This window comes from Pseudarthrobacter sp. AG30, assembly GCF_003116525.1.
Lineage (GTDB): Bacteria > Actinomycetota > Actinomycetes > Actinomycetales > Micrococcaceae > Arthrobacter.
This window is the reverse complement of record NZ_QEHL01000006.1, coordinates 49,857-74,243: the sequence shown is the minus strand read 5'-3', so window position 1 is coordinate 74,243 and position 24,387 is coordinate 49,857. Positions and strand designations below refer to the sequence as shown.

The window sequence follows — 24,387 nt, the reverse complement described above, 5'->3', positions numbered from 1 at the left end:
GCAGCCGGGGAAGGTGCATGTGGTGTCCCGCAGCCGGAGCCATTGTTTGATGGTCTCCGGGAGCCGGTAGCGGGTGCGGCCTATTTCCAGGGGTGCCCCGTCGCGGGGGTCGACCAGGACCCGGTAGAACGATTCCGCGCCGCCGGCGACGAGCTTGCGTGCCATGGATGCCGGGACCGGCCCGAACCCGTCCAGCACGGCCGGCTCCTCGGTGAGGCCCAGCAGCGAGAACACCGGGACCGTGACCAGGACATCCGCCCGCGGCGTGGGGATCTTGCCGATGTCAGTGGAAGCACATCCCGGACTTGCGTCATTACCGGAACCCGCAGCCGCGGCGGCGGGTTCGGTGTCGGCGGCCGCGGCGGTGTGCTTGGTGGTGGGCTGCAGCCCGGCGCCGAGGAGCAGTGACGCGGTGACGTCGGCGCGGAGCTGGGTGAGGGTGCGGGGCTCGTCGGGGTTTTGGAGGCCGCGGGCGGTGGCGGTGCTGCGGTTCCAGATCGCGCACGCGGTGTCCCCGGGCAGGTAGAGCGAGAGCCAGGCCATCCCGTCGCGGTCCGGGGCGTAATCCATCCGCCGGTCCGCCACCCCCTTGGCGTGGCGTTTCTCCAGGGTTTCGGGGTGGTGGCGTTCCCGCCAGGCCCGGACCTTCGCCCGGAACCGGGACGGGACAAGGTCACCGGGGGCCGCGCCGCGGGCGGGGTTGGGTGCGTCGGGGTCGAAGAAGTGCGCCACCAGGCCGGCGGCAGAGTCGGGGGTGAGTCCTTCGGTTTCGTCGGCCACGATCCGGGCGTGCTGCCACGACACCGCACCCGTGGACAGGGCCTCAACCACAGGGGGCAGGGAGCAGACCCGGCGGGACTGCTCCACCAGCGCCCCGGAAACCCCCGAACTGATGGTCAGGACCCCGGCGATCTCCTCCACCACCGACATCTCCGCGAACGTGCGCTCCTCCACCGGGGCGTCCGGCGGAAGCAGAGCATGCTGGATCTCAAAGGCATCCGCCACGTCTTGGGCTTTCACCGCCGCCAGCTGGGCCTCCAACCGGGCCACCACCTCCAGCCGCCCCAGACATAGCTCATACCGCCGCTGCAACACATCCACATCAGCGCCAGTGCCGGTACCTGAAGCGAAGGAACCATCCACCCGAACCAGCCCGTTGAGCGCAGCAACAGAGGCAGATACACCCTCCATCACCACCGCCAGATCCGCACCGATTCCCATAAACACATCATCCAACGAGGGTCTGACATTCAAGGCTGCGGCAGCGTTGGCAGGACCAGGCAGGAGGCCACCCCTCCGAATGCCGCCAGTCGCCTGGGCGTTACGGAATACCTACCCGCCGGCGAACGGGGGAAGTACGTCAACCACGTCGTCGGCCCCAAGAACCGTTGACTGGTCCCGGACAGCCACCTCGTTGAGCAGGAAGCTGCTGCGGGACAGGAGCCGGGGGAGCGGAGGGGTGCCTGCCGGCGGTTCGGCACGGGGCACCGCCAGCAGAGCCTCCAGGAGCTGGGCGACCGTGGAACCGCCGGGCAGGTCGAACTTTTCTTCCTCCCGGCCGGCGGCAGCGCGTGCGGCAGCGAAGTAACGTACAAGCATTCCGGTCAGCCCCCGATGGCGCTCATGCTGCGGTCCGGCTGGACGAAGTCCGGAGCGTCCAGTCCCACGTGGTCCATGCCGTGGGCTTTTGGCTTGAGCCACATGGCATCCTGCCACCGCTGCGCCAGCTCATCATCAGTCGCGCCGGAGCGCAGCAGGCCCAGCAGGTCGGATTCCTCGCGGGAGAACAGGCAGCTCATGATCTTGCCCTCGGCGGTGATCCGGGTGCGCCGGCAGTCCGCGCAGAACGGCTCGGTGACGGAGGCGATGATCCCCACTGTTCCCAGCACCGGACCGTCAGCTTCCAATGAACCTGCCGCCCGTCGTCGGACGTCAAAGCGCTCGGCGGGGGCACCATCACGGGCCCGGGCATCGGGGCTGAGCACATAGTCCTTGGACAGCAGGTCGCGGATCTCGGCGGCCGTGATCATGTTGCGGCGGGTCCAGCCATGGTCGGCGTCCAGCGGCATTTGTTCGATGAACCGAAGTTCGTATCCCCGCTCCAGGGCCCAGGCGAGCAGCTGCGGCGACTCGGTATCGTTGATGCCGCGCATGAGGACAGCGTTCAGTTTCACCGGGCCCAGGCCTGCCGCCCATGCGGCGTCCACACCCGCCAGGACCTGGTCCAGGAACGGCCGCCTGGTCAGTTTGGCGAACGTTTCCTCGTGCAGCGAATCCAGTGAGACATTGATCCGTGTCAGCCCGGCCGCTTTGAGCGGGGCCGCCTTCCTGGCCAGGCCAACACCGTTGGTGGTCATCGAGATGGGCAGGTCCGGATGGTTGTTCCGCAGCGCCGAGATGATCTCCACGAGGTCGTGCCGGACCAGCGGCTCACCGCCGGTCAGCCTCAGTTCCCGCACCCCCAGCTGCTCCACGCCGACGCGGACAATCCGGACGATCTCCTCAGCAGACATGACGGCCTGCTTCGCGAGCCATTCCAGGCCCTCCGCCGGCATGCAGTAGGTGCAGCGGAGGTTGCACTTGTCCGTCAGGGACAGCCGCATATCCGTGGCGCGGCGGCCGTAGCGGTCCACCAGCCCGTCCGGTGCATCCTCGGGACGGCGTGCGGGAACGCCGGGCAGCTCCGATGCTGCTTCCTCCCGCGGCTGCGGCATGCCTAGCTGGACAGTCATGGATTCAGGCTACGCCACCTTGAGCCGCGCATCACACCGTGACTGCACGGGTTCCGGTCACACCTGAGGGCCGGTGCCGGCGGGCGGTGGCAAACCTATGCTGGAGGAGTGAACGATCCCCGGGTTTCGAAGGCGGCGGACGACGACGGCGGGCGCCGTGGGGAGCAGCCGGACCGTCCCGTCCCGCACAAGGCTGCCACGGGCGCCACGGGCAGGTGGGCCGCCGCCGCGGGTGCAGCCGCCGTCGCCGGCGGCGTGGCCGTGGGGGAGTTGCTCGCAGGATTTGCCAGTCCTTCCGTCTCGCCGCTGACGGCCGTTGGCGGTGCGGTCATCGACGCCGTCCCGCCGGGCGTCAAGGACTGGGCGGTATCCGTCTTCGGGACGGCGGACAAGGCTGCCCTCCTGGCGGGCATGGCGCTGGTCATTGCCGTCCTGGCCGCGCTGGCAGGGGTGCTGGAGTTCCGCCGCGGCTACCGGGGTGCGGCCGTGGTGGGAATCTTCGGAGCCGTGGGAGCCGTCGCTGTACTCACCCGCGCCCAAATGACGCCAATCGCCGTGGCACTCCCGCTCGTGACCGCGGTGGTGGCCGTGGTGCTGCTGCGATTCCTCATCGGAAAGCTTCGCGAATGGAACGCGGGCGCCCCTGAACCGGGCGGACCGGGAAGTTCCCGTCGGAGCTTCCTCCAGGCCCTTGCCGGCACGGCGGCCGTCTCCGCGGTGGCAGGTGTGCTGGCCGGGGCGTGGCGCGGGGCAACCACTGCCGTCAGCGAGGCCAGGGCACGGATCACCCTGCCAGTCCCGGCGTCACCCGCACCGCCGGTTCCGGCGGGCGCCGACCTGGACGTGGCCGGAGCGACGCCGTTGGTGACGCCCAACCGCGAGTTCTACCGGATCGACACCGCGCTGTCCGTCCCGGCAGTCAACCCGGACAATTGGGCCCTGAGGGTCACAGGCATGGTGGACCGGGAGATCCAGTTGTCCTACGGGCAACTCCTGGCCAAGCCGCTGACGGAGCGCCACATCACTATCGCCTGCGTGTCCAACGGCGTGGGCGGCGACCTGATCGGGAATGCCCGCTGGCTGGGCTGGCCGGTCCGCGAATTGCTGGCCCTGGCGGGCCCCCATCCCGGAGCGGACATGGTGCTGTCCAGGAGCACGGACGGCTGGACGGCGGGGACGCCCCTGGAAGTCCTCACCGACACCAGGGACGCCCTGCTTGCCGTCGGAATGAACGGGGAACCCCTGCCGCTCGAGCACGGCTTTCCCGTCCGGATGATCGTCCCGGGACTCTACGGCTACGTGTCCGCCACCAAATGGGTCACCGAACTCAAAGTCACCACGTTCGCGCAGGACGCCGGATATTGGACCCCCCGGGGCTGGTCCGAGCGCGGCCCGGTCAAGACGTCCTCCCGGATCGACGTGCCCCGCAGCGGGCGTCCGGTCAGTGCAGGGTCCGTGGTCTTCGCGGGCGTCGCCTGGGCCCAACACACCGGGATCGGGAGGGTTGAACTGAGGATCAACCGTGGGCCGTGGCGGGAGGCCGAACTCGCTGCGGGCCTGTCAGCGGACACCTGGTACCAGTGGAAACTGGCAGTGGACCTGACCCCGGGGCAGTACGAGGTCCAGGTCCGCGCCACTGACCTCACGGGCAAACCCCAGGAGGAAACGGAGCGGCCGCCCGAACCTGACGGTGCCACCGGATTCCACACGGTTAGAGTGGACGTGAAATCCTGAAGTCCGCGACCGAAGGCGTACCCATGACCAGCCCAACCCCGCACGGCCACCCGCCGGAGAGCCGTGCCCGGCACCCGCATGAACATGCCCGCTCGGTTGCCGGCCACGCCGCCGCCGTCGCAGCACTCCTGCAGCCGCTCCGGGCGGCGGGACGCACCGAAACGCTCCCACTCAGCAGGGCCCTGGGCCGTGGGCTGGCGGCCGATGTGACAGCGCCCGTCAGCCTGCCGCCATTCGCCAATTCGCAGATGGACGGTTACGCCGTCCACTCCGGCGACATCCCCGAAGGCGGCGCGGACCTTGAGACCATGCCCCCGGTAGCCGCCGGATCAAGGCCGCCCGCGCTCGAACCGGGGACGGCGGCGCCCATCATGACAGGTGCCGTGATCCCGGCCGGGGCGGACGCCGTCGTACCCATTGAACGGGCCGTGCCGGACCACTTCCTGGAACCCGGCCGGGGCGGCACCGTCAGGCTGCCCGCCACCGGACCCGGCGCGTACGTGCGGTCCGCCGGCAGCGACATCGCGGCGGGGGAGCTGGCTCTGGCCACCGGGACCTGCCTGGGGCCGGCCCAGCTGGGGCTGCTCGCCGCGTTGGGCCTGGCCGAGGTGCCGGTCTACCGGGCGCCCACCGTCCTGCTGGTCACCACCGGGGACGAAGTGGTGGAACCCGGCCGGCCCCTCCCGCCCGGGAAGATCTACGATTCCAACGGAACCCTCCTCGAAGCCGCCATGACGCAGGCCGGCCTCACCGTCCGGCGGGCCGGTATCTCCACCGACAATCCCGATGAACTGCGCGGCCTGCTGCGTTCCGAGGGCCAAGGCGCCGATCTCATCGTCACCACCGGCGGGGTCAGCAAGGGCGCTTACGAAGTGGTGCGGCAGGCGATGGTGGATCAGCCCGTCGATTTCCTGCACGTGGCCATGCAGCCCGGCGGCCCCCAAGGTCTGGGAACGTTCGACGGCCTCCCTTTCCTCGGGTTCCCCGGTAACCCCGTCAGCTGCCTGGTGTCCTTCGAAATGTTCCTCCGCCCCGCGCTGTCCGGACTCCTGGGCGCACCGGCGGCCAGGCTGCCGCTGCGGGCACGCCTTGCCCACCCGCTCACGTCCCCCGGCCACAAGCACCAGGTCCGGCGGGGCAGCCTGCAACCCGGCGGCACCGTGCGGCTTGAGGGTGGTGAGAGTTCCCACCTGATGCATGCGCTCGCGGGCTCGAACGTCCTGGTCCACGTCCCCCACGGCGTCACGGAACTCGGCGCCGGCGATGAGGTGGAAGTATGGATGCTGTGAACGCAGAACAGACCCCCGCCCTGACGCACCTGCGCCAGGACGGCAGTGCCCAGATGGTGGACGTCTCAGCCAAAGCCGAGACCACCCGGGAAGCCACGGCCACAGCTACCGTCCGGACCACCTCGGAGGTCATGGAACTCCTGGGGGCCGGGGGCCTGCCCAAGGGCGACGCTCTGGCCGTGGCCCGGGTGGCCGGCATCATGGCTGCGAAGAAGACGCCCGACCTCATTCCGCTCTGCCACCCGTTGCCCCTGGCCAAAGTCACCATCGATTTTGACCTCGGCCCCGATACCGTCACCATCAGTTCCACCGTGAAGACCCGCGGCGTCACCGGCGTGGAAATGGAGGCCCTGACTGCTGCGTCCGTTGCGGCCCTGAACGTTTACGACATGATCAAGGCCGTGGACAAGCACGCCGTCCTGACGGATATCAAGGTGCTGGCCAAGAGCGGCGGCAAGAGCGGAGACTGGGCGCTGTGACCAACACCAAGCCCCTCGGCGCCCCCGAGCCGCACCGGCACGGCGACGCCCAGGGACGGAAAGCCGGCGTGGTGATCGCCTCCACCCGCGCCGCAGCCGGAATCTACGTTGACGAGACCGGCCCGGTGATCGGCGATTGGCTGGCCGAGCACGGCTTCGATGTCTTTCCGCCGATGGTGGTCCCGGACGGTGAGCCCGTGGGCGCCGCCATCAGGGCGCTCCTGACCCAGCGTCCCGCCGTCGTGATCACCAGTGGCGGGACAGGCCTGAGCCCGGACGACCGGACTCCGGACGTTACGCTGCCCCTGCTGGATCGGGAGATCCCGGGCATCATGGAAGCCATCAGGCGGGCCGGCGCCGCAAAAACCCCGCTGGCCGCCCTGAGCAGGGGCCACGCCGGGGCCGCCGGCGCAACCTTTATTGTGAACCTGCCCGGTTCACCCAAGGGCGTCATGGACGGGCTCACCGTCCTGGACCCGGTGATCGGGCATCTCTGCGACCAGCTGGAAGGCGGACATGGGCACTGACGCGGCATTCGAGGTGGTCCGGGCAGTCCTCAGCGCGGACCCCATCTCCGTCGACCAGGCGATCGCAGCGGTGGAAAGCGACACCGCGGGAGCCGTGGTCAGCTTCAGCGGCGTAGTACGCAACCACGACGCCGGCAAGGCAGTCGAGCGGCTCAGCTACAGTGCGCACCCCACGGCACACCAGGTGATGGCCGACGTCGTGGCCCGCCTGGTTGCCGAGCAGGACGCTGCGCCGGGCGCAGGCGGCGACGCCGTCCGGCAACCCGTCCGGATCTGGGCGGCGCACCGGATCGGGATGCTGGAAATCGGCGATCCAGCCTTGGTGTGCGCGGTCTCCGCGGCGCACCGCGGCCAGGCTTTCGCGGTCTGCTCGGAGCTGGTGGACCGGATCAAGGAGCAGGTTCCCATCTGGAAGGAACAGTTCTTTTCCGACGGCACCGTCGAATGGGTCGGCGCGGACGGCTGATGCCTGCTGCGTCCGCGCACCGGCCCGGCCAAGCCGGCGTGGTTGTCCGCTCCGTTGCGAGGTAACGCACAGGGACCGGTTCCTGCGGCAACCGGTCCCGCCGGTAGGCTGGATGGCATGACCGAACAACACTCCGCCCCCAAACTGGTAGCCGTCCTGGGCGCCAACGGACGCATGGGCGCCGAGGCCTTAAAAGCCATTGACGCCGCGCCCGACATGAAGCTCGTCGCAGCCCTGGGGCGGGGTGACTCGCTGGAGCAGCTGACGTCCTCCGGTGCGCAGTACGTAGTGGACCTCACGGTTCCCGAGAGCACCGAAGCGAATGTCCGGTTCGCCGTTGAACACGGCATGCACGCCGTGGTGGGCACCACGGGCTGGGACGCGGACAAGCTGTCCGCGCTGGAGTCCGTCCTGGCCCGGCACCCGGAGGCCGGAGTGCTCATCGCACCGAACTTCGCCCTCGGGTCCGTCCTGGCCTCGGCCTTCGCAGCCAAGGCCGCCCAATACTTCGAGTCCGTGGAAATCATCGAGCTGCACCACCCGGACAAGGTGGACGCCCCGTCCGGCACCGCCGTCCGGACTGCCCAGCTCATCGCCGCCGGGCGCAGCGCAGCGCAGGTGCCGCCCAGCCCTGATGCCACCACCAGCGAACGTGCCGGTGCCCGCGGCTGCGACGTGGATGGCGTCCGGGTGCACAGCGTGCGGCTCCGCGGTCTTGTGGCGCACCAGGAAGTGCTGCTGGGCGGCCCCGGCGAGCAGCTGACCATCCGCCACGACTCTTTCGACCGTGCGTCCTTCATGCCCGGCGTTCTCCTGGGCGTTCGGCAGGTAGCCTCGCACCCCGGCCTGACCGTGGGGCTGGACGGTTACTTGGACCTGGGGCTCTGAGAATGAACGGGTTCGTTGCCGGCTTCCGGAAGAACCGCACCAAGATCTGGGTGGGAGCGGTGACGCTGCTGCTGGTCTTTTACCTGGTGGTGTCCTTCCAGCGCTCACTCCTGCTCCTGGCCGACAGCAACCTCACGGCGAAAGCCATTGGCGCGGCGTACCTGGTGCTGCCCGTCGTGGGCGCGTGGGCCCTGATCCGCGAACTGATGTTCGGTGCCCGCACCGAGCAGATGGCCAAGGTCCTGGAAGCCGAAGGCGGGTTGCCGGTGGATGAGCTGCCGCGGACGCCCGGCGGCCGGATCGTCCGGGCGGCGGCAGACGCCGAGTTCGAAAAGTACCGCATCGAAGCCGAATCGGCTCCGGACGACTGGCGCTCATGGTTCCGGTTGAGCTGCGCTTACGACGCCGCCGGAGACCGCAAGCGGGCCCGGGCCTCCATGCGCGACGCCGTCCGGCTGTTCACAGCCGCTTCCTAGCAGCGGCCCTTCCCGTGGCCGGCCAAACGGCCGGCGCCTGCATGTGATTCTTGCGATGGGCATTTCTGCCCATCGCAGCCGCATGCCGCCCGCGGTATGTTCGTCTGGCAACAATTTCCGGCCTGGGGGCGGAGATGGGGTGGGCGGGTTCTCCGCCACAGTCGTCCTTCGAAACCCCGTTTGCCTGCACCGATCCCGCACGAAGGACGACCAATGAGCCAGCCGCCTTACCCCCAGCCCCAATACCCCCAGCCGCCCCACAGCGGACCGGCCGTGCCCCCGGTCCCGCCGGCACCCTCCCCGTTTGGCGGGCCGTACCCAACGAGCCCCCAGGGGGAATACCAGCCGGGCGCCTACCCGCAGGTTCCCTACGACGACGGGCCGCGCAAGTCCTTTCTTGCCACCTGGCTCCTGTCCCTGCTCCTGGGCACCTTCGGGGCGGACCGGTTCTACCTCGGCAAGACCGGTTCCGCCGTGGCCAAGCTGCTGACGGCGGGCGGCCTGGGTATCTGGGCCATCGTGGACCTGGTCATGACCTTGACCGGGAACACCAGGGACATCCATGGCGGCCCGCTGGAGGGGTATCCGGAGAACAAGAAGAAGGCCTGGATCATCACCGCCGTCGTCTGGCTTGTGGGCGCTGTTACGGGAGCGGTCCTGGCCATTGCCTCCATCGCCGTGGTTTCCGCTGCCGTTGAGGGCTTCAACGTCCCGGCCCAGGCGCCCCTCCCGGCCTCCCAGGCAGCACAGGCGCCGTCACCGGGCACGTCCACGGAAGCGAACTCCTCGGTGGTGACCATGTCCGAGGGCAACACGGTCAGGGTAGGAGTGCTGGATTCCATCTACACCGCCGAGATTCCCGGCATGTCCTACCTGGAACCAAAGAACGGCGGATTCCTGGCTGTGCAGGTGTCCTGGGAGACGGTGAGCGGTACCAGCTTTGCCACGCCGTCGAACTTCAGCGTCTTTGACGCGGACGGCAAGGAGGGCGAGCTGATCTACCTGGACAAGGAAATCGGTGGCCTGCAGACCGACGAGGTGGGCGCCGGTGATTCGCGCCAGGGCGTTATCGCTTTCGACGTCAAGGAGGGCCCCGTCACGGTGGTGGTCACCAATGACTACGGCGACCAGGCGTCCCGTTTCACCGTGACCCCGCAGTAGCAGGCCTCGGCAGCACGCCGCGGCCCAGTTGGCCCGCGGCGTGGCCCAGCCATTCCAGCGGGCCGCGCCACGACAACCTGGCAAACACCACGCCAACGGTGATGGCAACGGCGGCATGTGCGAAGTACATGCCGTCCTCGGTCCAGCCGGCCGGCAACGGCTTCAGGTAGAAGTTCGACAACACCCAGACGTGGACCGTGTACAGGGTCAGGGTCATGGCCCCTGCGCCGCGCAGGGGCAGCAGCAGGTCCAGGTCAATCCACTCGGCGAGCCGCCCCAGCAGGAGGCACGCGCCGATGACGGCCGCCGCCAGCGCCGAGGTGTGGAGCAGGTCAAGGGGGGTCCCGGAGTGCGGAGCAGCTGATGCCAGCCACCACCAGGAGCCGTCCTGCGGGAGCCCCGCCAGGTTTACCTGCAAGACACTGCCCAGCGGGTAGCCGGGGGCGTTGACGACTTTCTCCAGGGCGGCCAGGCCACCCCAATCCTCGATCGCGGCCACCCCGATGGCCTTGGCGGTGACGGCCACCACCGTTCCGCCCACCAGCAGGAGGACAGGGACCAGTGCCTTGGCAAGGACCAGGCGGCCGATGGCCAGGCCCACCAGCAAGTAGGAAAGCCACTGCACCACCGGGTAGTAGCCGGTCAGGAAGAGGTCGCCCAGCAGCTGGCCGGGGGTGCCCAGGTCCTCCCACCGCGGGTTGTGGCCCAGCTTCAGTGGCGGCTCCGCGGCAAGGAGCCAGGGGCGCAGCAGGTAGGCCAGCACCGGTGACGCAAGGATCCATCCCGCGGCCCAGGCGCACAGGCTTTTGGCGCCCAGGCCCAGGAACGGCAGTACGCACAGGAACAACACGGCGTAATGGACCAGGATGACGGCCACGTTCACTTCCAGGTTGCCCAGGGTAAGTCCGACGGCGGCAATCACCAGGGCCCGCAGCGCCACACCGCGGCGGGCCTTCGCGAGATCGGGACCGGACAGCGGCTGGTGCTTTCCGGTGGACAGGGCAAGTCCCACCCCGGCCAGCACGGCGAAGAGGGCCGCGGCCCGTCCGGAAAAGGTGAGGCCGATCCAGGTCGGGGTGAGGTTGGCGTTCGACTCGAACGTTGGCAGCAGGTGCGTGGCCATCATGCCCAGAAGGGCGAGGCCCCGCGCTGCATCGATGCCGCGAAGACGGCCCGGCTGGTTCGGCCCGGGGGCCTTTCGCGACCGGGTGGCCGGGGTGCGGGACGTCATGACCCGATCGTCTCACATGCCTGCGCGGCGCGGCTTGCCGGTGAGGTGACGGGTAGCCGCCGGCGGACTATCGTGCCGATGTGGTGGCGGCGCACCCTTGTGTTCGAATATATGTTCGAATAACATGGCGGAATGGACACGCCATCATCCGGAATCCCCGCCCGGCGGGAAAGCCTGCAGCCGGCACATACCCACTCAGTCAACCTGCCGCTGAGGGCAATGAGCCCGGGCGTGGTGGACTACCTGTTCCGGCAGCTGGTGTCCGGGCGGCCGTCAGAGGACCTCCAGTGGGAGCGGGAAGGCATCACCCTCGCGGCCCAGCCGGAGGGGGCGGAACTCGCCCGGCGGCTGGCCGAGACGGATATCGATGCCCTGACGCCCACCGAGCTGTTCCATTACGTGCGGGCCGCGCAGCGGCTCGCTGCCTGGGCGGAGGACCTCCGGCAGGCCGCCGTCGGCCGCTATTGCCACGCCGGAACAGACGCGCCGGGGCCCGGCAGCCAGGCTGTTTGACGCTCGTCACGCCCGTGGCATTGTCCTAACCAGCCGGGGACAGGGTAACGTTTTTTCCATGGCTGATTCTTCCGCGCACATCCCTGCCCTCGGTACCCTCCTGACCGCCATGGTCACGCCGTTTACCAAGGACGGCGCAGTGGACTACGACCAGGCGGCTGCGCTGGCCAGCAAGCTCGTCGACGACGGCTGCGACGGGCTGGTGGTCACCGGCACCACCGGTGAGACCTCAACCCTGACCGACGAAGAGAACCTCGGCATGTTCCGCGCGGTGAAAGACGCCGTCGGTGGCCGCGCCGCGATCATTGCCGGTACCGGCACCAACGACACAGCCCACTCGGTCCACCTGTCCAAGCAGGCCGCTGCCCTCGGCGTCGACGGACTGCTCCTGGTGACCCCTTACTACAACAAGCCGAGCCAGGCCGGTGTCCGCGCCCACTTCGAAACCGTCGCCTCCGCCGTGGACGTTCCGGTCATGCTCTACGACATTCCGGGCCGGTCCTCCATCGCGATCGAACCCGACACCATGATCCGGCTGGCCCAGCACCCCAACATTGTGGCCGTCAAGGACGCCAAGGCGGACCTCGTGGCGGCAACCAGGGTCATGGCCGAAACCGACCTCCTCTTCTACTCCGGCGACGACGGACTGACCCTGCCGTGGATGGCGCTGGGCGCCGTCGGACTGGTGGGCGTCACCACACACGTGGCCACCCGCCGCTTCCGCGAACTCATCGACGCCGTCAACGCCAACGACCTCGGCACCGCCCGGAAGATCAACGTTGAACTCCAGCCGGTGGTCCGGGCAACCATGACCCGCGTCCAGGGGGCCGTGGCGGCCAAGCAGATTCTTAAATGGCAGGGAGTCCTGCCCAACTCGATTGTCCGTTTGCCCCTCGTGGAGCCGGACGAAACCGAGATCGAAACCATCCGCGGGGATTTGGCGGAAGCTGGGCTGGTCTTCTCCTGAGGCTAAGACCGGCACCCTTCCGCCTGGAAAGTAGTGCATTATGACCCAAACTGCCCTTACCGGCCTTGTCACCCCTCCGCGCCTGCCCCAGGGCACGCTGCGGATCGTTCCGCTGGGCGGGCTGGGGGAGATCGGCCGGAACATGGCCGTGTTCGAAATCGACGGCAAGCTGCTGATCGTGGACTGCGGCGTCCTCTTCCCTGAGGAAACCCAGCCCGGCGTCGACCTGATTCTGCCCGACTTCTCCTACATCGAGGACCGGCTGGATGACGTCGTGGCTGTCGTCCTCACGCACGGCCACGAGGACCACATCGGCGCCGTGCCGTACCTGCTGCGCCTGCGCAACGACATCCCGCTGGTGGGTTCGCAACTGACCCTTGCCCTGATCGAGGCCAAGCTGCAGGAACACCGCATCCGGCCCTATACGCTCACCGTGGAGGAGGGCCAGGTGGAGAAGTTCGGCCCCTTCGAATGCGAGTTCGTGGCCGTCAACCACTCCATCCCGGACGCCCTGGCCGTCTTCATCCGCACTGCGGGCGGAACGGTCCTGCACACCGGCGACTTCAAGATGGACCAGCTGCCCCTTGACGGCCGGATCACCGACCTCCGGCACTTCGCCAAGCTGGGCGAGGAGGGCGTGGACCTTTTCATGTCCGACTCCACCAACGCCGACGTGCCCGGATTCACCACGGCCGAGAAGGAAATCGGCCCCACCCTGGAGCGCCTCTTCGGCCAGGCCACCAAACGCATTATCGTGGCGTCCTTCTCCTCCCACGTCCACCGCGTGCAGCAAGTCCTCGACGCCGCCGCCAAGCACAACCGCAAGGTGGCCTTCGTGGGCCGCTCCATGGTCCGCAACATGGCCATCGCGGAAAAGCTCGGCTACCTGGATGTTCCCGCCGGATTGATCGTGGACATCAAGAACATCGACAACCTGCCGGACAACCGCGTGGTGCTGATGTCCACAGGTTCCCAGGGTGAGCCCATGGCCGCCCTGTCCCGGATGGCCAACGGCGACCACCGCGTGGTGGTGGGCGACGGCGACACCGTGATCCTGGCCTCCAGCCTCATTCCGGGCAACGAGAACGCCGTGTTCCGGATCATTAACGGCCTCCTGAAGCTCGGCGCCGATGTCATCCACAAGGGCAACGCCAAGGTCCACGTCTCCGGCCACGCCGCCGCGGGTGAGCTGCTGTACTGCTACAACATCCTTGAGCCCTTGAACGCCATGCCCGTGCACGGCGAAACCCGGCACCTCATCGCCAACGGCAAGATCGCCATCGAGTCAGGCGTGCCCGAGGCGAGCGTCATCCTTGCCGACAACGGCACAGTCATCGACCTCCGCGACCACCAGGCAGACATCGTCGGCCAGGTGGAGGTGGGCTTTGTCTACGTTGACGGGTCCAGCGTGGGTGAAATCACCGATGCCGACCTCAAGGACCGCCGCATCCTCGGTGACGAAGGATTCATTTCGATCATCACGGTCATCCACCGCGCCACCGGCAAGGTAGTGTCCGGTCCGGAAATCCACGCCCGCGGCGTCGCCGAGGACGATTCCGTCTTCGACGACATCATCCCCAAGATCAACGCGGCGCTGGAGGAAGCAGTCCAGAACCACGCCGACCACACCAGCCACCAGCTCCAGCAGGTGGTGCGCCGCGTCGTGGGCACCTGGGTCAACCGCAAGCTGCGCCGCAAGCCCATGATCATCCCGGTGGTGCTCGAGGCCTGAGCGCCCCGCGCGGCCCGGCTGCGACACTGGGCTGCGCGGACAACGTCGCTGCACCTCCGATAAGGCCCGGTTCCCAGTGGACCGGGCCTTTTCGTGCGTCCCGCCCAGCGCATCCGCAAGCGCATCGGCAAGCCCCGGCAGGCGGCCCGGCAGCCCCGATATCCCCGGAATCACAGCATGCTTCCGGTACCGTGGCTACTATGGCCACACGTACTACTTCCGCGCCCAAAGGTACCGGCAGGGGCAGCTCCGGCAGCAAAGCCGGAAGCTCCACAGGCCGCGGAACCGGCTCCACAGCCGGCAAGACAGGGCGCGGCGGCTCAACCAGCACCGCACGCACCCGACAGCTTCCCGCCGTCGAACACCACCAGCATTGGCTCCTGCGCGTCGTGGCCGGGGCATGGCTCGGAATCGGGCACCTGGTGGGCGGGGGAGTACGCCGGATCGGCTACGACGTCAGCGACCTCCCCGCGGACGAACGCCGCGACGGTGCCGCGCTGTTCAACCTGGCCCTGGGTGTGTTCATTGCCACGTTCGCCTGGTGGGGCCTGACGGGCTGGTTCCCGGACGCCGTCTACGCCGTGGTCAACGGAACCTTCGGCTGGCTCTCCCTGCTGCTCCCGCTCATGCTCTTTGTCTGCGCGTTCCGCTTGTTCAGGCGCCCCTCGGACGGCCGGGGCAACAATCGGGTGGGCATCGGCTTCCTTATCATGACCTTCGCCGGGTGCGGCCTGGCCCACATCCTCGGCGGCCAGCCCACGGTTGCCGATGGCTTCGACGGCCTCCGCAAAGCCGGCGGCATGCTCGGCTTCCTGGCCGCCAGTCCCTTGGCCGCCATCCATCCCGCCGTGCCGGTGGCACTCTACGGGCTGCTGGCCTTCGTTTCGCTGCTGATCATCACGGCCACCCCGTTCACCGCCATCCCGCGCCGCCTTCGCGGAGCCTACGAGCACCTCATGGGCATCGACCTGATGGACCAGGAGCCCGGCGACACCCACGACCGCAGCTACCTCGAACGCACCCCAGCCGCTGAACCCAAAAAGAAAAAGCGTAGGCTGTTCGGCAAGGACCAGGAGCCCGACGCCGGCCTTGAAGGCTACGTGGGCGACGAAGCCTTCGAACATGCGGTCATCGACGACGACGAGCCGGAGCCCGCACGGCCCGCACCCGGCGTCCGGCGCCCCACCCAGGCGGAGATCGCCGTCGAAAAAATCAAGGCGGCGCAGGGCCTGGGCGCGGGAGCGGCGCCTCCCGCGGAGAACGCCACCGAGGCCATCCCGCTGGTCATTCCCGGCGCCGCGGCTCCCGGGAAACCGGCCGCCGCACCCACGGTGCCCTCGAATCCGGTAGCGCCCGCTCCGCCACCGGTGCCCATCCCGCAGCGCACCGAGCAACTTTCCCTCGCCGGGGACGTCACCTACACGCTCCCCGCCTCGGACTACCTGACCCCCGGGTCCATCCCGAAGGAACGCACCGAGGCCAATGACGCCGTCGTCGCCGCCCTGACCGACACCCTCACGCAGTTCAACGTCGATGCCACCGTCACCGGCTTCAGCCGCGGCCCCACGGTCACCCGGTACGAAATCGAACTCTCACCCGGCACCAAGGTGGAACGCGTCACCGCGCTGTCCAAGAACATCTCCTACGCGGTCGCCAGCTCCGACGTCCGGATCCTCAGCCCCATCCCCGGCAAGTCCGCGATCGGCATCGAGATCCCCAACACGGACCGCGAAACCGTCTCCCTGGGCGACGTCCTCCGCAGCCAGAACGCCCGCCGCACGGACCACCCCATGGTGATGGGCGTGGGCAAGGACGTCGAAGGCGGCTACGTGGTGGCCAACCTCGCCAAGATGCCGCACCTCCTGGTCGCCGGTGCCACCGGTGCCGGTAAGTCCTCGTTCGTGAACTCGATGATCACCTCGATCCTGATGCGCGCCACCCCGGACGAGGTGCGCATGGTCATGGTGGACCCCAAGCGCGTGGAATTGACCGCCTACGAGGGCGTCCCGCACCTGATCACCCCCATCATCACCAACCCCAAGAAGGCCGCCGAGGCGCTGCAGTGGGTGGTCCGCGAGATGGACGCCCGCTACGACGACCTCGCCAACTACGGCTTCAAGCACATCGACGACTTCAACAAGGCCGTCCGCGCCGGGAAGGTCCACCCGCCGGTGGACTCCAAGCGCGTCATCCGCCCCTACCCGTACCTGCTGGTGATCGTGGACGAACTCGCCGACCTGATGATGGTGGCCCCGCGCGACGTCGAAGACTCGATCGTCCGCATCACCCAGCTGGCCCGCGCCGCCGGCATCCACTTGGTGCTGGCCACCCAGCGGCCCTCGGTGGATGTCGTCACCGGCCTGATCAAGGCCAACGTGCCGTCCCGGATGGCCTTCGCAACGTCGTCCGTCACCGACTCCCGCGTGGTCCTGGACCAGCCCGGGGCGGAGAAGCTGATCGGCCAGGGCGACGCGCTCTTCCTGCCGATGGGTGCTTCCAAAGCGATGCGCGTCCAAGGCGCCTGGGTCACCGAGTCGGAGATCCACAAGGTGGTGGAGCACGTCAAGGGACAGCTCCAGGCCGTCTACCGGGACGACGTCGCCCCCGAGGCGGAAAAGAAGCAGATCGACGACGACATCGGCGATGACCTCGAGGTGCTGCTGCAGGCCACCGAACTCGTGGTCACCACGCAGTTCGGCTCCACCTCCATGCTGCAGCGCAAGCTCCGCGTCGGTTTCGCCAAGGCCGGCCGGCTCATGGACCTGCTCGAGTCCAGGGGAGTGGTGGGCCCGTCCGAGGGTTCCAAGGCCCGCGACGTGCTGGTCAAGCCGGACGACCTCGCCGCGGTCCTGGCCGCGATGAAGGGACAGGAAGCACCGGCCGCCCCGGATTCGCAGACAGCCGCGCTCAGTGACAATGCCAACGCCAACATCGCCCAGGGCGGCTACGCAGAGGACCTGGTGGCCGCGGACCTGGACAAACGGAAGCAGAACGTCGAGTACTACGACGGCTCCGATTCCGCTCCCGGCGGGTACGGCGATGACGACGACGGCTCCGAGGACGCCTGGTCGCTCACCGGACGGTAGGGCCGCGCCGGCGTTGCGGCAGCCCCGGGAAGGTAGCCTAGGAACGTGACTAGCACCGATGCCACCGCCGCCGGCCCGCGCCGTGCCGGGGTCTGGAACCTTCCCAACGTCCTGACCATGATCCGCATCGCGCTGGTCCCGTTCTTCGTGTGGTTCCTTGTGGCGGATGCCCCCGGCCTGCACAGTGGGGCAGGGCCGTGGCGCTGGGCCGCAGTGGCGGCGTTCGCCGTCGCCATCTACACGGACAAGCTCGACGGCGACATCGCCAGGAGCCGGAACCTTGTCACGGACTTCGGCAAGATCGCCGACCCCATCGCGGACAAGCTGCTCATCGGATCGGCCCTGGTCATGCTTTCCCTGCTGGGTGAACTGCCGTGGTGGGCAACGCTGGTGATCCTGGTCCGGGAATGGGGAATCACGGCCCTGCGCTTCTTTGTCATCCGCTATGGGGTCATTCCCGCTTCCCGCGGCGGAAAGCTCAAGACCGTCGTGCAGACCGCAGCGATCTTCCTGTATTTGCTCCCCTTGGGCGCCTTTGCGCCGTGGCTGGTGTGGGTTGCTTTCGCCGTCATGATGGCGGCGCTGGCCATCACCGTGTGGACCGGCGTCGAGTATGTCATCGAAGCCCTGCGCCTGCGCGCGAAGGGGCGGCAGGCAGGAACGGCGAAAGGACAGGAACCGTGAGCAACCTCCACCATCTCGCCGGACAGGCCGTGCGGCAGGCACTTGACGCGGGACTGACCGTTGCCACGGCAGAGTCCCTGACCGCCGGCATGGTATCCGCCGTCCTCGCCGACACCCCCGGCGCCTCCGGCATGCTTCAGGGCGGCGTCGTGGCGTACCAGAACTCGGTCAAGGAAGGCGTACTCCACGTCCCCGCCGGGCTCCTGGCAAGGGTCGGCTCCGTCGACCCGGACGTCGCCCGCGCCATGGCGGCAGGAGCCCGCGACGTCCTGGGCGCCCACCTCGGGGTTTCCACCACCGGCGTGGCCGGTCCCGAGCCGCACGACGGCAAACCCGTGGGGCGGGTCTATGTGGGGATTGCCACCGCCGCCGGTACCGCGGCATTTGAATACTCCTTCACCGGCAGCAGGCCTGATATCCGCGCCGAAGCGTGTGCGGCGGCCCTCGAAAGACTCCTCGAGGCGATCTCCGCCTGACGCTTGCCCGCTCAAGTTACCGCACGTAAAGTTGCCGGGAACAAAAGCCGGTACCGATTAGTTATTACATTGTGTCGCTTCCGGAGAGCGGAGGCGCCTAGGATGAAACGACCAGACGGTCCGCCTTTCGGCGGACCTGACCAATGAGGGAGCAAGGCGATACAGATGGTAAAGCAGCCCGTATCCGTAAACGGCGTTGTCCGCTGGAAGGATGTGGGCCTCGCCGAACAGGCTAAGAGCGAACAGAAGGAGCGCAAGATGGTGGTACTTCGTCACGAAATCGGTGATGTGCTGCGCGATGTCCGCCAGCGTCAGGGGCGCACGCTCCGTGAAGTTTCGCACAGCGCCCGCGTTTCCCTGGGGTACCTCAGCGAAGTGGAGCGTGGCCAGAAGGAAGCCTCGTCGGAGCTCCTGTCCTCGATTTGCTCTGCCCTGGACGTGCCGTTGTCCAGCATGCTTCGGGAGGTCAGCGACCGGGTGGCGGTAGCCGAGGGCGTTGCAGTTCCGGACACCGTACCGCAGGAATTCTCCCAGCGTTACGGCCGTGACCTGGAACGCGACCTCAACGCTGAACTGAACGACGAACTCTCCACAGGCCTTCTCTCCGGCGCCCGTTAGGGGCAGCCCCCACCCGTTGGGTGGGCCGTGGAACCAGGAAGCCCCCGGCATGGCCGGGGGCTTCCCTGCGTGAAGGCGGTTAGCTCTCCTGTGCCGGCGACGCGCCCGGTGCTTCCTTCGGGAATCCGTCGGGCTCGTAGGTGGCGTTCAACTTGGCCATGTAGCGGGCCAGCTCCTGCAGGTCCTCCACCGGCCATTCCCGCAGCCGTTCCTGAAAGACCTGGCGCCGGGCGTCCTGGACCTGGTGCATCTTTTCCTCCCCCTTGGGCGTCAGCCGGATGGCCTGCGCCCGGCGGTCCAGCGGGTCGGCCTCCTTGGAAACCAGCCCCAGGCCTTCAAGGAATGCGATCTGCCGGCTGACGGAGGGCTTGCCCACCCCGATGTTCATTGCCAGTTCGGTCAGCCGGATGGGCCCCTCCCGGCGGATCACGGTCAACAGCCCGTACGCCGCAGGCTCCATGTCCGGGTGCACTTCCCGGGACAGCTGGTTCGAGATGGCCCGGGCCCGCCGCCAAAAAAGACTGATCTGGTGTTCGACGTTCTGCAGGGCCGTGTCGGCGGCAGCCTCGATTGAGACATCAGCCGGCGTGCCATCGGGGGAGTTGCTCATGGCAACAATTCTAGGGTCCCCAATCATGAGAGGATTTACCGATGCGAATCAGCGACTACTGGCGGCTCATGGATGACGAGTTCGGCGCGGGCTACTCCCGAGTGCTGAGCAGTACCCTGGTCCTGGCCGGGGTGGGCGGGCGCACCGCGGACCAGGCGCTGGCCGCCGGCGTGGAACCGCGCAAGGTCTGGCTTGCCGTCTGCGATCTCCAGGACGTGCCGGCGGACCGCCGGCTCGGCCGGGACATAGCCCCCCGCCGCGACTGATTCCCGCGGGGCACCCTCCATCCGCCGGCCGGCCGGGCCCTCCTGCCGACCGGTCCGGGAACCCTTGCCGGACACGCCGCGCGGCCATCCTCTTCGAATACCTGTTCGGATAACGCTATGCTTTTTGTATTGGGTTTATCCACATAGCCGATGCCCTGAGGCCGGAATGTCAGTGGGTCCCCTTAGCGTCAGAGATGACCAACAAGACGGCCGCACAGGCCACCATCGAGAAAGCATTAGAGGTGTCAACCATGGCGGCAGCCCCGGATCGTGCAAAAGCGCTGGAAGCAGCACTTGCCCAGATTGACAAGCAGTTCGGCAAGGGATCGGTGATGCGCCTGGGCGACGAAGTCCGTGCCCCCATCGAAGTCATCCCTACCGGGTCCATTGCCCTGGACGTCGCCCTGGGCATTGGCGGGCTGCCCCGTGGCCGTGTGGTGGAGATCTATGGGCCGGAATCGTCAGGTAAGACCACCGTGGCACTGCACGCCGTTGCCAACGCCCAGCGGCTGGGCGGCATCGCTGCCTTCATCGACGCCGAGCACGCCCTGGACCCGGACTATGCCGCGAAGCTCGGCGTGGATACCGACGCCTTGCTGGTCTCGCAGCCGGACACCGGTGAACAGGCCTTGGAAATCATGGACATGCTGGTGGGCTCCGGCTCCCTGGACATCGTCGTCATCGACTCCGTCGCCGCCCTGGTTCCGCGTGCTGAAATCGAAGGCGACATGGGCGACAGCCACGTTGGCCTCCAGGCACGGCTCATGAGCCAGGCACTGCGTAAAATTACCGGCCGCTTGAGCCAGACCAAGACCACCGCCATCTTCATCAACCAGCTCCGCGAAAAGATCGGCGTGTTCTTCGGTTCCCCCGAAACCACCACCGGTGGCAAGGCGCTGAAGTTCTACGCGTCGGTCCGCATCGACGTCCGGCGCATCCAGACCCTGAAGGAAGGCGCTGATTCGGTCGGCAACCGGACCAAGGCCAAGATCGTAAAGAACAAGATGGCCCCGCCCTTCAAGGTGGCCGAGTTCGACATCATCTACGGCCAGGGCATCTCCCGCGAAGGCGGCATTATCGACATGGGCGTCGAGCACGGCATCATCAAGAAGTCCGGCTCCTGGTTCACGTACGATGGCGACCAGTTGGGCCAGGGCATGGAGAACTCGCGCCGGTTCCTCCGCGACAACCCCGAGCTTGCCGCCGAACTGGAGCGCCTCATCAAGGAGAAACTCGGTGTGGGCGTGAAGCCGGCGGAGGACGAGTCCAAGGACACGCCCAAGCTGAAAGCCGTCGACGGGTTCTAGCCCTTGACATGGTCTCCCGAGGCGCATCCTCCCGACGCCAGGTCACCCAAATCCGGTTCCCGGCGGCGCCGCTCCGCCAACCCCGCCCGTGGGGCAACGGAGCGGTCTGCTGTGCCCGAAGATCCCCTGGCAGAGGACGCCGAACCGGATCCTGCCGGGGTGGCCAAGGCCATCGTGTACCGGCAACTGACGGCCTCGCCGAAGAGCAGGCTGCAGCTTGCCCGGAAACTGGCCGAACGGAACATTCCGGAACGCGTTGCAGAGGAAGTCCTGGACAAATTCCAGGAAGTCCGCCTGATCGATGACGCCGAATTTGCTGACATGTGGGTCAGGAGCCGATCCCAGTCCCGCAAGCTCGCCAGGGGAGCCCTCCGGCGCGAGCTGTCGGAGAAGGGCATCGACCCCGAAACCGCCGCCGCGGCCCTGGAACAAGTGACGGACGCCGACGAGGAAACTGCCGCCAGGACCCTGGTTGAGCGCAAGCTGCGGCCCGGAACAAACCTGTCGGACCCGGCCGAACGGGATAAAGCAGTGCGCCGTCTGGCGTCCATGCTGGCGCGAAAGGGCTACCAACCCGGGCAGGCGTTCAGGATCGTCAATGAGGTACTCGGTTCAGTCCAGGATCCCGACGGTGACCCGTTCCAAAGCCGGTACCCTTAACGGGTGAGTTTGACCATTCCTTCCCCCCATTCCGGCACCACCCCTTCCGTTGAACCCGGGACGGGTCCGCAGCCCGGAGCCCGGCCGCGTACCTACCAGGTGCGGACGTTCGGGTGCCAGATGAACGTCCACGACTCGGAGCGGATGGCGGGACTCCTTGAAGACGCCGGGTACGTTCCCGCGGAAGGCGAGCAAGCCGACGTCGTGGTGTTCAACACCTGTGCGGTGCGCGAAAACGCTGACAACAAGCTCTACGGAAACCTCGGGATCCTGGCGCCCGTTAAGGCGGCGAACCCCGGGATGCAGATCGCGGTGGGCGGATGCCTGGCCCAGAAGGACCGGGAAACCATCCTCAAGAAGGCGCCCTGGGTTGACGCCGTTTTCGGCACCCACAATGTTGGTGCGCTCCCGGCCCTGCTCGACCGGGCCCGGCACAACGACGAAGCACAGCTGGAAATCCTGGAGTCCTTGGACGTGTTCCCGTCCACGCTGCCCACCAAGCGCGACTCCGTGTACTCCGGCTGGGTGTCCATCTCCGTTGGCTGCAACAACACCTGCACGTTCTGCATCGTGCCGGCCCTCCGGGGTAAGGAAAAGGACCGCCGCCCGGGTGAGATCCTCGCCGAAATCCAGGCCCTGGTGGACGACGGCGCCATCGAAGTCACGCTGCTTGGCCAGAACGTCAACTCCTACGGAGTGGAGTTCGGCGACCGCCAGGCCTTCTCCAAGCTCCTCCGTGCCTGCGGCGAAATCGACGGGCTGGAACGGGTCCGTTTCACCAGCCCGCACCCGGCGGCGTTTACCGACGACGTCATTGAGGCCATGGCGGAAACACCCAATGTCATGCCCCAGCTGCACATGCCGCTGCAGTCCGGCTCGGACAGCATCCTGAAGGCCATGAAGCGGTCCTACCGGTCCACCAAGTTCCTCGGCATCCTGGACAAGGTCCGGGACAGGATCCCGGACGCCGCCATCTCCACCGACATCATCGTCGGCTTCCCCGGCGAGACGGAAGAGGACTTCCAGGCCACGCTCGACGTCGTCGAGAAGTCGCGCTTTGCCACCGCCTTCACCTTCCAGTACTCCAAGCGGCCGGGGACCCCTGCCGCCGACCTGCCGGACCAACTGCCCAAGGCCGTGGTCCAGGAAAGGTTCGAACGGCTCACCGCACTGCAGGACAGGATCGCCGCGGAGGAGAACCGGAAGCAGCTCGGCCGGCGGCTGGAGGTCATGGTCACCGCCCAGTCGGGGCGCAAGTCCGAGGAGACGCACCGGCTCTCCGGCCGGTCCAGGGACCAGAGGCTGGTACATTTCTCGGTTCCTGAAGGCGCGCCGGCCCCGAGGCCGGGCGACCTCGTAACAGTCACCATCACCGAAGCCGCTGCCTTCCACCTGGTGGCCGACCCCACGCCCGAGGACTACCGCCTGCGCAGGTCGCGCGCCGGGGACGCCTGGGACCGGTCGCAGGCCGATTCCTGCGGCGCGCCGGTGCCAGGGAGCGGGGCTGGACAAAAGGGTGTCTCGCTGGGCATGCCTTCGCTGCCGCTGCGCACCCGCTGACCGGTGGCCGCCCCGCCCGTCATCGCCGTCGTCGGTCCCACTGGCTCCGGCAAATCGGATCTTGCCGTCAACCTTGCCCTGGAACTCGACGGCGAGGTCATCAACGCCGACGCCATGCAGTTCTACCGGGGAATGGACATCGGCACCGCGAAGATCTCCGTGGCCGAGCGCAAGGGCGTGCCGCACCACCTCCTGGACATCATGGACGTCACGCAGGAAGCGAGCGTCTCCACGTTCCAGGAGCAGGCCCGCAACGTGATAGCGGCTGTCCATGCCCGCGGCAAGAGGGCCATCCTCGCCGGCGGCTCGGGGCTCTACGTACGGGCCGCCCTGGACGTACTGGAGTTCCCCGGTACGGACGCCTCATTGCGCGCGCGGCTTGAGGCCGAATACGCGGAACGCGGGACGGCAGAACTCCTGGCAAGGCTCCGCGCCGTGGATCCCGTATCGGCCGAGCGGCTCTCTGATGCCCGGCGGATCATCCGCGCCCTGGAAGTCCACGAACTCACCGGACGGCCCTTCAGCTCCTTCATGCCCCGCCGGGAGTACCACCAGCCGGCTGTCCAGGTGGGCCTGGCCGCGGACCGTGATGTCCTGCGGGAGCGCCTGGCAGCCAGGGTCCACCGGATGGTGGACGCCGGGCTGCTGGCAGAAGTGGGGACGCTTGACGCCCAAGGCCTGCGGACCGGGAAGACAGCCTCCCGGGCCCTCGGCTATTCACAGTTCCTGCGGGTCCTCGACGGCGCCTCAACCGTGGCGGACGCTGCGGAGGAAACCATTGCGGCCACCCGCCAATTTGCCCGCCGCCAGCTCACATGGTTCCGCGCCGACCCCCGCATCACGTGGCTGGACTGGCAGGATCCGGAACTTGCCGGCAAGGCTGCACTGCTCTGCAGGTAGCCGCGGTTTCAGCGGCAGCGGCATC

25 protein-coding genes are annotated in these 24,387 nt (G+C 67.9%); 20 read left to right on the top strand and 5 right to left on the bottom strand.

Annotation, left to right across the window (positions count from 1 at the left end):
- From DC347_RS07155 to moaA, 3 genes are all read right to left on the bottom strand, one after another.
- A partial coding sequence (locus DC347_RS07155) for a DUF222 domain-containing protein (RefSeq protein WP_240617718.1) occupies positions 1-1,221 on the bottom strand: 1,221 nt, incomplete at its 3' end.
- Between the two features lie 111 nt (positions 1,222-1,332).
- A complete protein-coding gene (locus tag DC347_RS07150) occupies positions 1,333-1,599 on the bottom strand; it encodes a MoaD/ThiS family protein (RefSeq protein ID WP_109044907.1) in 267 nt (88 codons plus the stop codon).
- 5 nt (positions 1,600-1,604) lie between these two features.
- Complete coding sequence (moaA, locus tag DC347_RS07145; RefSeq protein WP_206073895.1) at positions 1,605-2,732, bottom strand: GTP 3',8-cyclase MoaA; 1,128 nt, start codon at positions 2,730-2,732, stop codon at positions 1,605-1,607.
- Between the two features lie 255 nt (positions 2,733-2,987).
- On the opposite strand from moaA, the gene DC347_RS07140 reads away from it, so the two are divergent.
- The 8 genes from DC347_RS07140 to DC347_RS07105 all read left to right on the top strand — a co-directional run bounded on the left by DC347_RS07140 (position 2,988) and on the right by DC347_RS07105 (position 9,752).
- Positions 2,988-4,466, top strand: a complete 1,479-nt coding sequence (locus DC347_RS07140; RefSeq protein ID WP_109044965.1) for a molybdopterin-dependent oxidoreductase — start codon at positions 2,988-2,990, stop codon at positions 4,464-4,466.
- 23 nt (positions 4,467-4,489) lie between these two features.
- Complete coding sequence (gene glp / locus DC347_RS07135) at positions 4,490-5,755, top strand: gephyrin-like molybdotransferase Glp (RefSeq protein ID WP_165837994.1); 1,266 nt, start codon at positions 4,490-4,492, stop codon at positions 5,753-5,755.
- Positions 5,743-6,234 (top strand): cyclic pyranopterin monophosphate synthase MoaC, encoded by a 492-nt coding sequence (gene moaC, locus DC347_RS07130; protein ID WP_109044905.1) that lies wholly within the window; start codon positions 5,743-5,745, stop codon positions 6,232-6,234. Before glp ends, moaC begins: the two co-directional genes overlap by 13 nt.
- Positions 6,231-6,761: a MogA/MoaB family molybdenum cofactor biosynthesis protein gene (locus DC347_RS07125; protein ID WP_109044904.1), complete on the top strand. Its 531-nt coding sequence runs from the start codon at positions 6,231-6,233 to the stop codon at positions 6,759-6,761. The genes moaC and DC347_RS07125 overlap by 4 nt, the downstream gene beginning before the upstream one ends.
- Complete coding sequence (locus DC347_RS07120) at positions 6,751-7,227, top strand: molybdenum cofactor biosynthesis protein MoaE (protein ID WP_018763643.1); 477 nt, start codon at positions 6,751-6,753, stop codon at positions 7,225-7,227. Before DC347_RS07125 ends, DC347_RS07120 begins: the two co-directional genes overlap by 11 nt.
- 117 nt (positions 7,228-7,344) lie before the next feature.
- A complete protein-coding gene (gene dapB / locus DC347_RS07115) occupies positions 7,345-8,115 on the top strand; it encodes a 4-hydroxy-tetrahydrodipicolinate reductase (protein ID WP_109044903.1) in 771 nt (256 codons plus the stop codon).
- Between the two features lie 2 nt (positions 8,116-8,117).
- On the top strand, positions 8,118-8,591 hold the full coding sequence (locus DC347_RS07110) for a hypothetical protein (protein WP_018763641.1): 474 nt from the start codon (positions 8,118-8,120) through the stop codon (positions 8,589-8,591).
- Between the two features lie 213 nt (positions 8,592-8,804).
- Complete coding sequence (locus DC347_RS07105; RefSeq protein WP_109044902.1) at positions 8,805-9,752, top strand: TM2 domain-containing protein; 948 nt, start codon at positions 8,805-8,807, stop codon at positions 9,750-9,752.
- Here the strand turns inward: DC347_RS07105 and DC347_RS07100 are convergent.
- Positions 9,733-10,983 (bottom strand): heparan-alpha-glucosaminide N-acetyltransferase domain-containing protein, encoded by a 1,251-nt coding sequence (locus DC347_RS07100; protein WP_109044901.1) that lies wholly within the window; start codon positions 10,981-10,983, stop codon positions 9,733-9,735. The two genes, DC347_RS07105 and DC347_RS07100, sit on opposite strands and share 20 nt — an antisense overlap.
- A 132-nt stretch (positions 10,984-11,115) precedes the next feature.
- On the opposite strand from DC347_RS07100, the gene DC347_RS07095 reads away from it, so the two are divergent.
- The 7 genes from DC347_RS07095 to DC347_RS07065 all read left to right on the top strand — a co-directional run bounded on the left by DC347_RS07095 (position 11,116) and on the right by DC347_RS07065 (position 19,059).
- A complete protein-coding gene (locus tag DC347_RS07095; protein WP_240617717.1) occupies positions 11,116-11,496 on the top strand; it encodes a hypothetical protein in 381 nt (126 codons plus the stop codon).
- Between the two features lie 58 nt (positions 11,497-11,554).
- Positions 11,555-12,463, top strand: a complete 909-nt coding sequence (dapA, locus tag DC347_RS07090; RefSeq protein WP_018763637.1) for a 4-hydroxy-tetrahydrodipicolinate synthase — start codon at positions 11,555-11,557, stop codon at positions 12,461-12,463.
- A gap of 40 nt (positions 12,464-12,503) precedes the next feature.
- Entirely contained in the window at positions 12,504-14,195 is a 1,692-nt protein-coding gene (locus DC347_RS07085) for a ribonuclease J (protein WP_018763636.1), read from the top strand.
- 200 nt (positions 14,196-14,395) lie between these two features.
- Positions 14,396-17,281 carry a DNA translocase FtsK gene (locus DC347_RS07080; RefSeq protein ID WP_109044900.1) on the top strand — a complete coding sequence of 962 codons (2,886 nt, stop codon included), beginning with the start codon at positions 14,396-14,398 and terminating at the stop codon, positions 17,279-17,281.
- Positions 17,282-17,326: 45 nt separating this feature from the next.
- Entirely contained in the window at positions 17,327-17,965 is a 639-nt protein-coding gene (gene pgsA, locus DC347_RS07075; protein ID WP_018763634.1) for a CDP-diacylglycerol--glycerol-3-phosphate 3-phosphatidyltransferase, read from the top strand.
- A complete protein-coding gene (locus DC347_RS07070; protein WP_109044899.1) occupies positions 17,962-18,441 on the top strand; it encodes a CinA family protein in 480 nt (159 codons plus the stop codon). Before pgsA ends, DC347_RS07070 begins: the two co-directional genes overlap by 4 nt.
- Before the next feature lie 165 nt (positions 18,442-18,606).
- Positions 18,607-19,059: a helix-turn-helix domain-containing protein gene (locus tag DC347_RS07065; protein WP_018763632.1), complete on the top strand. Its 453-nt coding sequence runs from the start codon at positions 18,607-18,609 to the stop codon at positions 19,057-19,059.
- A gap of 79 nt (positions 19,060-19,138) precedes the next feature.
- Here the strand turns inward: DC347_RS07065 and DC347_RS07060 are convergent, their stop codons facing one another.
- Positions 19,139-19,669, bottom strand: coding sequence for a MarR family winged helix-turn-helix transcriptional regulator (locus DC347_RS07060; RefSeq protein WP_109044898.1), 531 nt, complete (start codon positions 19,667-19,669; stop codon positions 19,139-19,141).
- Positions 19,670-19,710: 41 nt separating this feature from the next.
- On the opposite strand from DC347_RS07060, the gene DC347_RS07055 reads away from it, so the two are divergent.
- From DC347_RS07055 to miaA, 5 genes are all read left to right on the top strand, one after another.
- Positions 19,711-19,935, top strand: a complete 225-nt coding sequence (locus tag DC347_RS07055) for a DUF3046 domain-containing protein (protein WP_018763630.1) — start codon at positions 19,711-19,713, stop codon at positions 19,933-19,935.
- Positions 19,936-20,186: 251 nt separating this feature from the next.
- The gene (gene recA / locus DC347_RS07050) at positions 20,187-21,242 is read left to right on the top strand and encodes a recombinase RecA (protein WP_026265110.1); all 1,056 of its coding nucleotides are present in this window, start codon (positions 20,187-20,189) and stop codon (positions 21,240-21,242) included.
- Positions 21,243-21,353: 111 nt separating this feature from the next.
- Positions 21,354-21,902, top strand: a complete 549-nt coding sequence (locus tag DC347_RS07045; RefSeq protein ID WP_109044897.1) for a regulatory protein RecX — start codon at positions 21,354-21,356, stop codon at positions 21,900-21,902.
- 3 nt (positions 21,903-21,905) lie between these two features.
- Complete coding sequence (gene miaB, locus DC347_RS07040) at positions 21,906-23,462, top strand: tRNA (N6-isopentenyl adenosine(37)-C2)-methylthiotransferase MiaB (protein WP_109044896.1); 1,557 nt, start codon at positions 21,906-21,908, stop codon at positions 23,460-23,462.
- Positions 23,463-23,465: 3 nt separating this feature from the next.
- On the top strand, positions 23,466-24,362 hold the full coding sequence (miaA, locus tag DC347_RS07035; protein WP_109044895.1) for a tRNA (adenosine(37)-N6)-dimethylallyltransferase MiaA: 897 nt from the start codon (positions 23,466-23,468) through the stop codon (positions 24,360-24,362).
- The last annotated feature ends 25 nt before the right edge of the window (positions 24,363-24,387 follow it).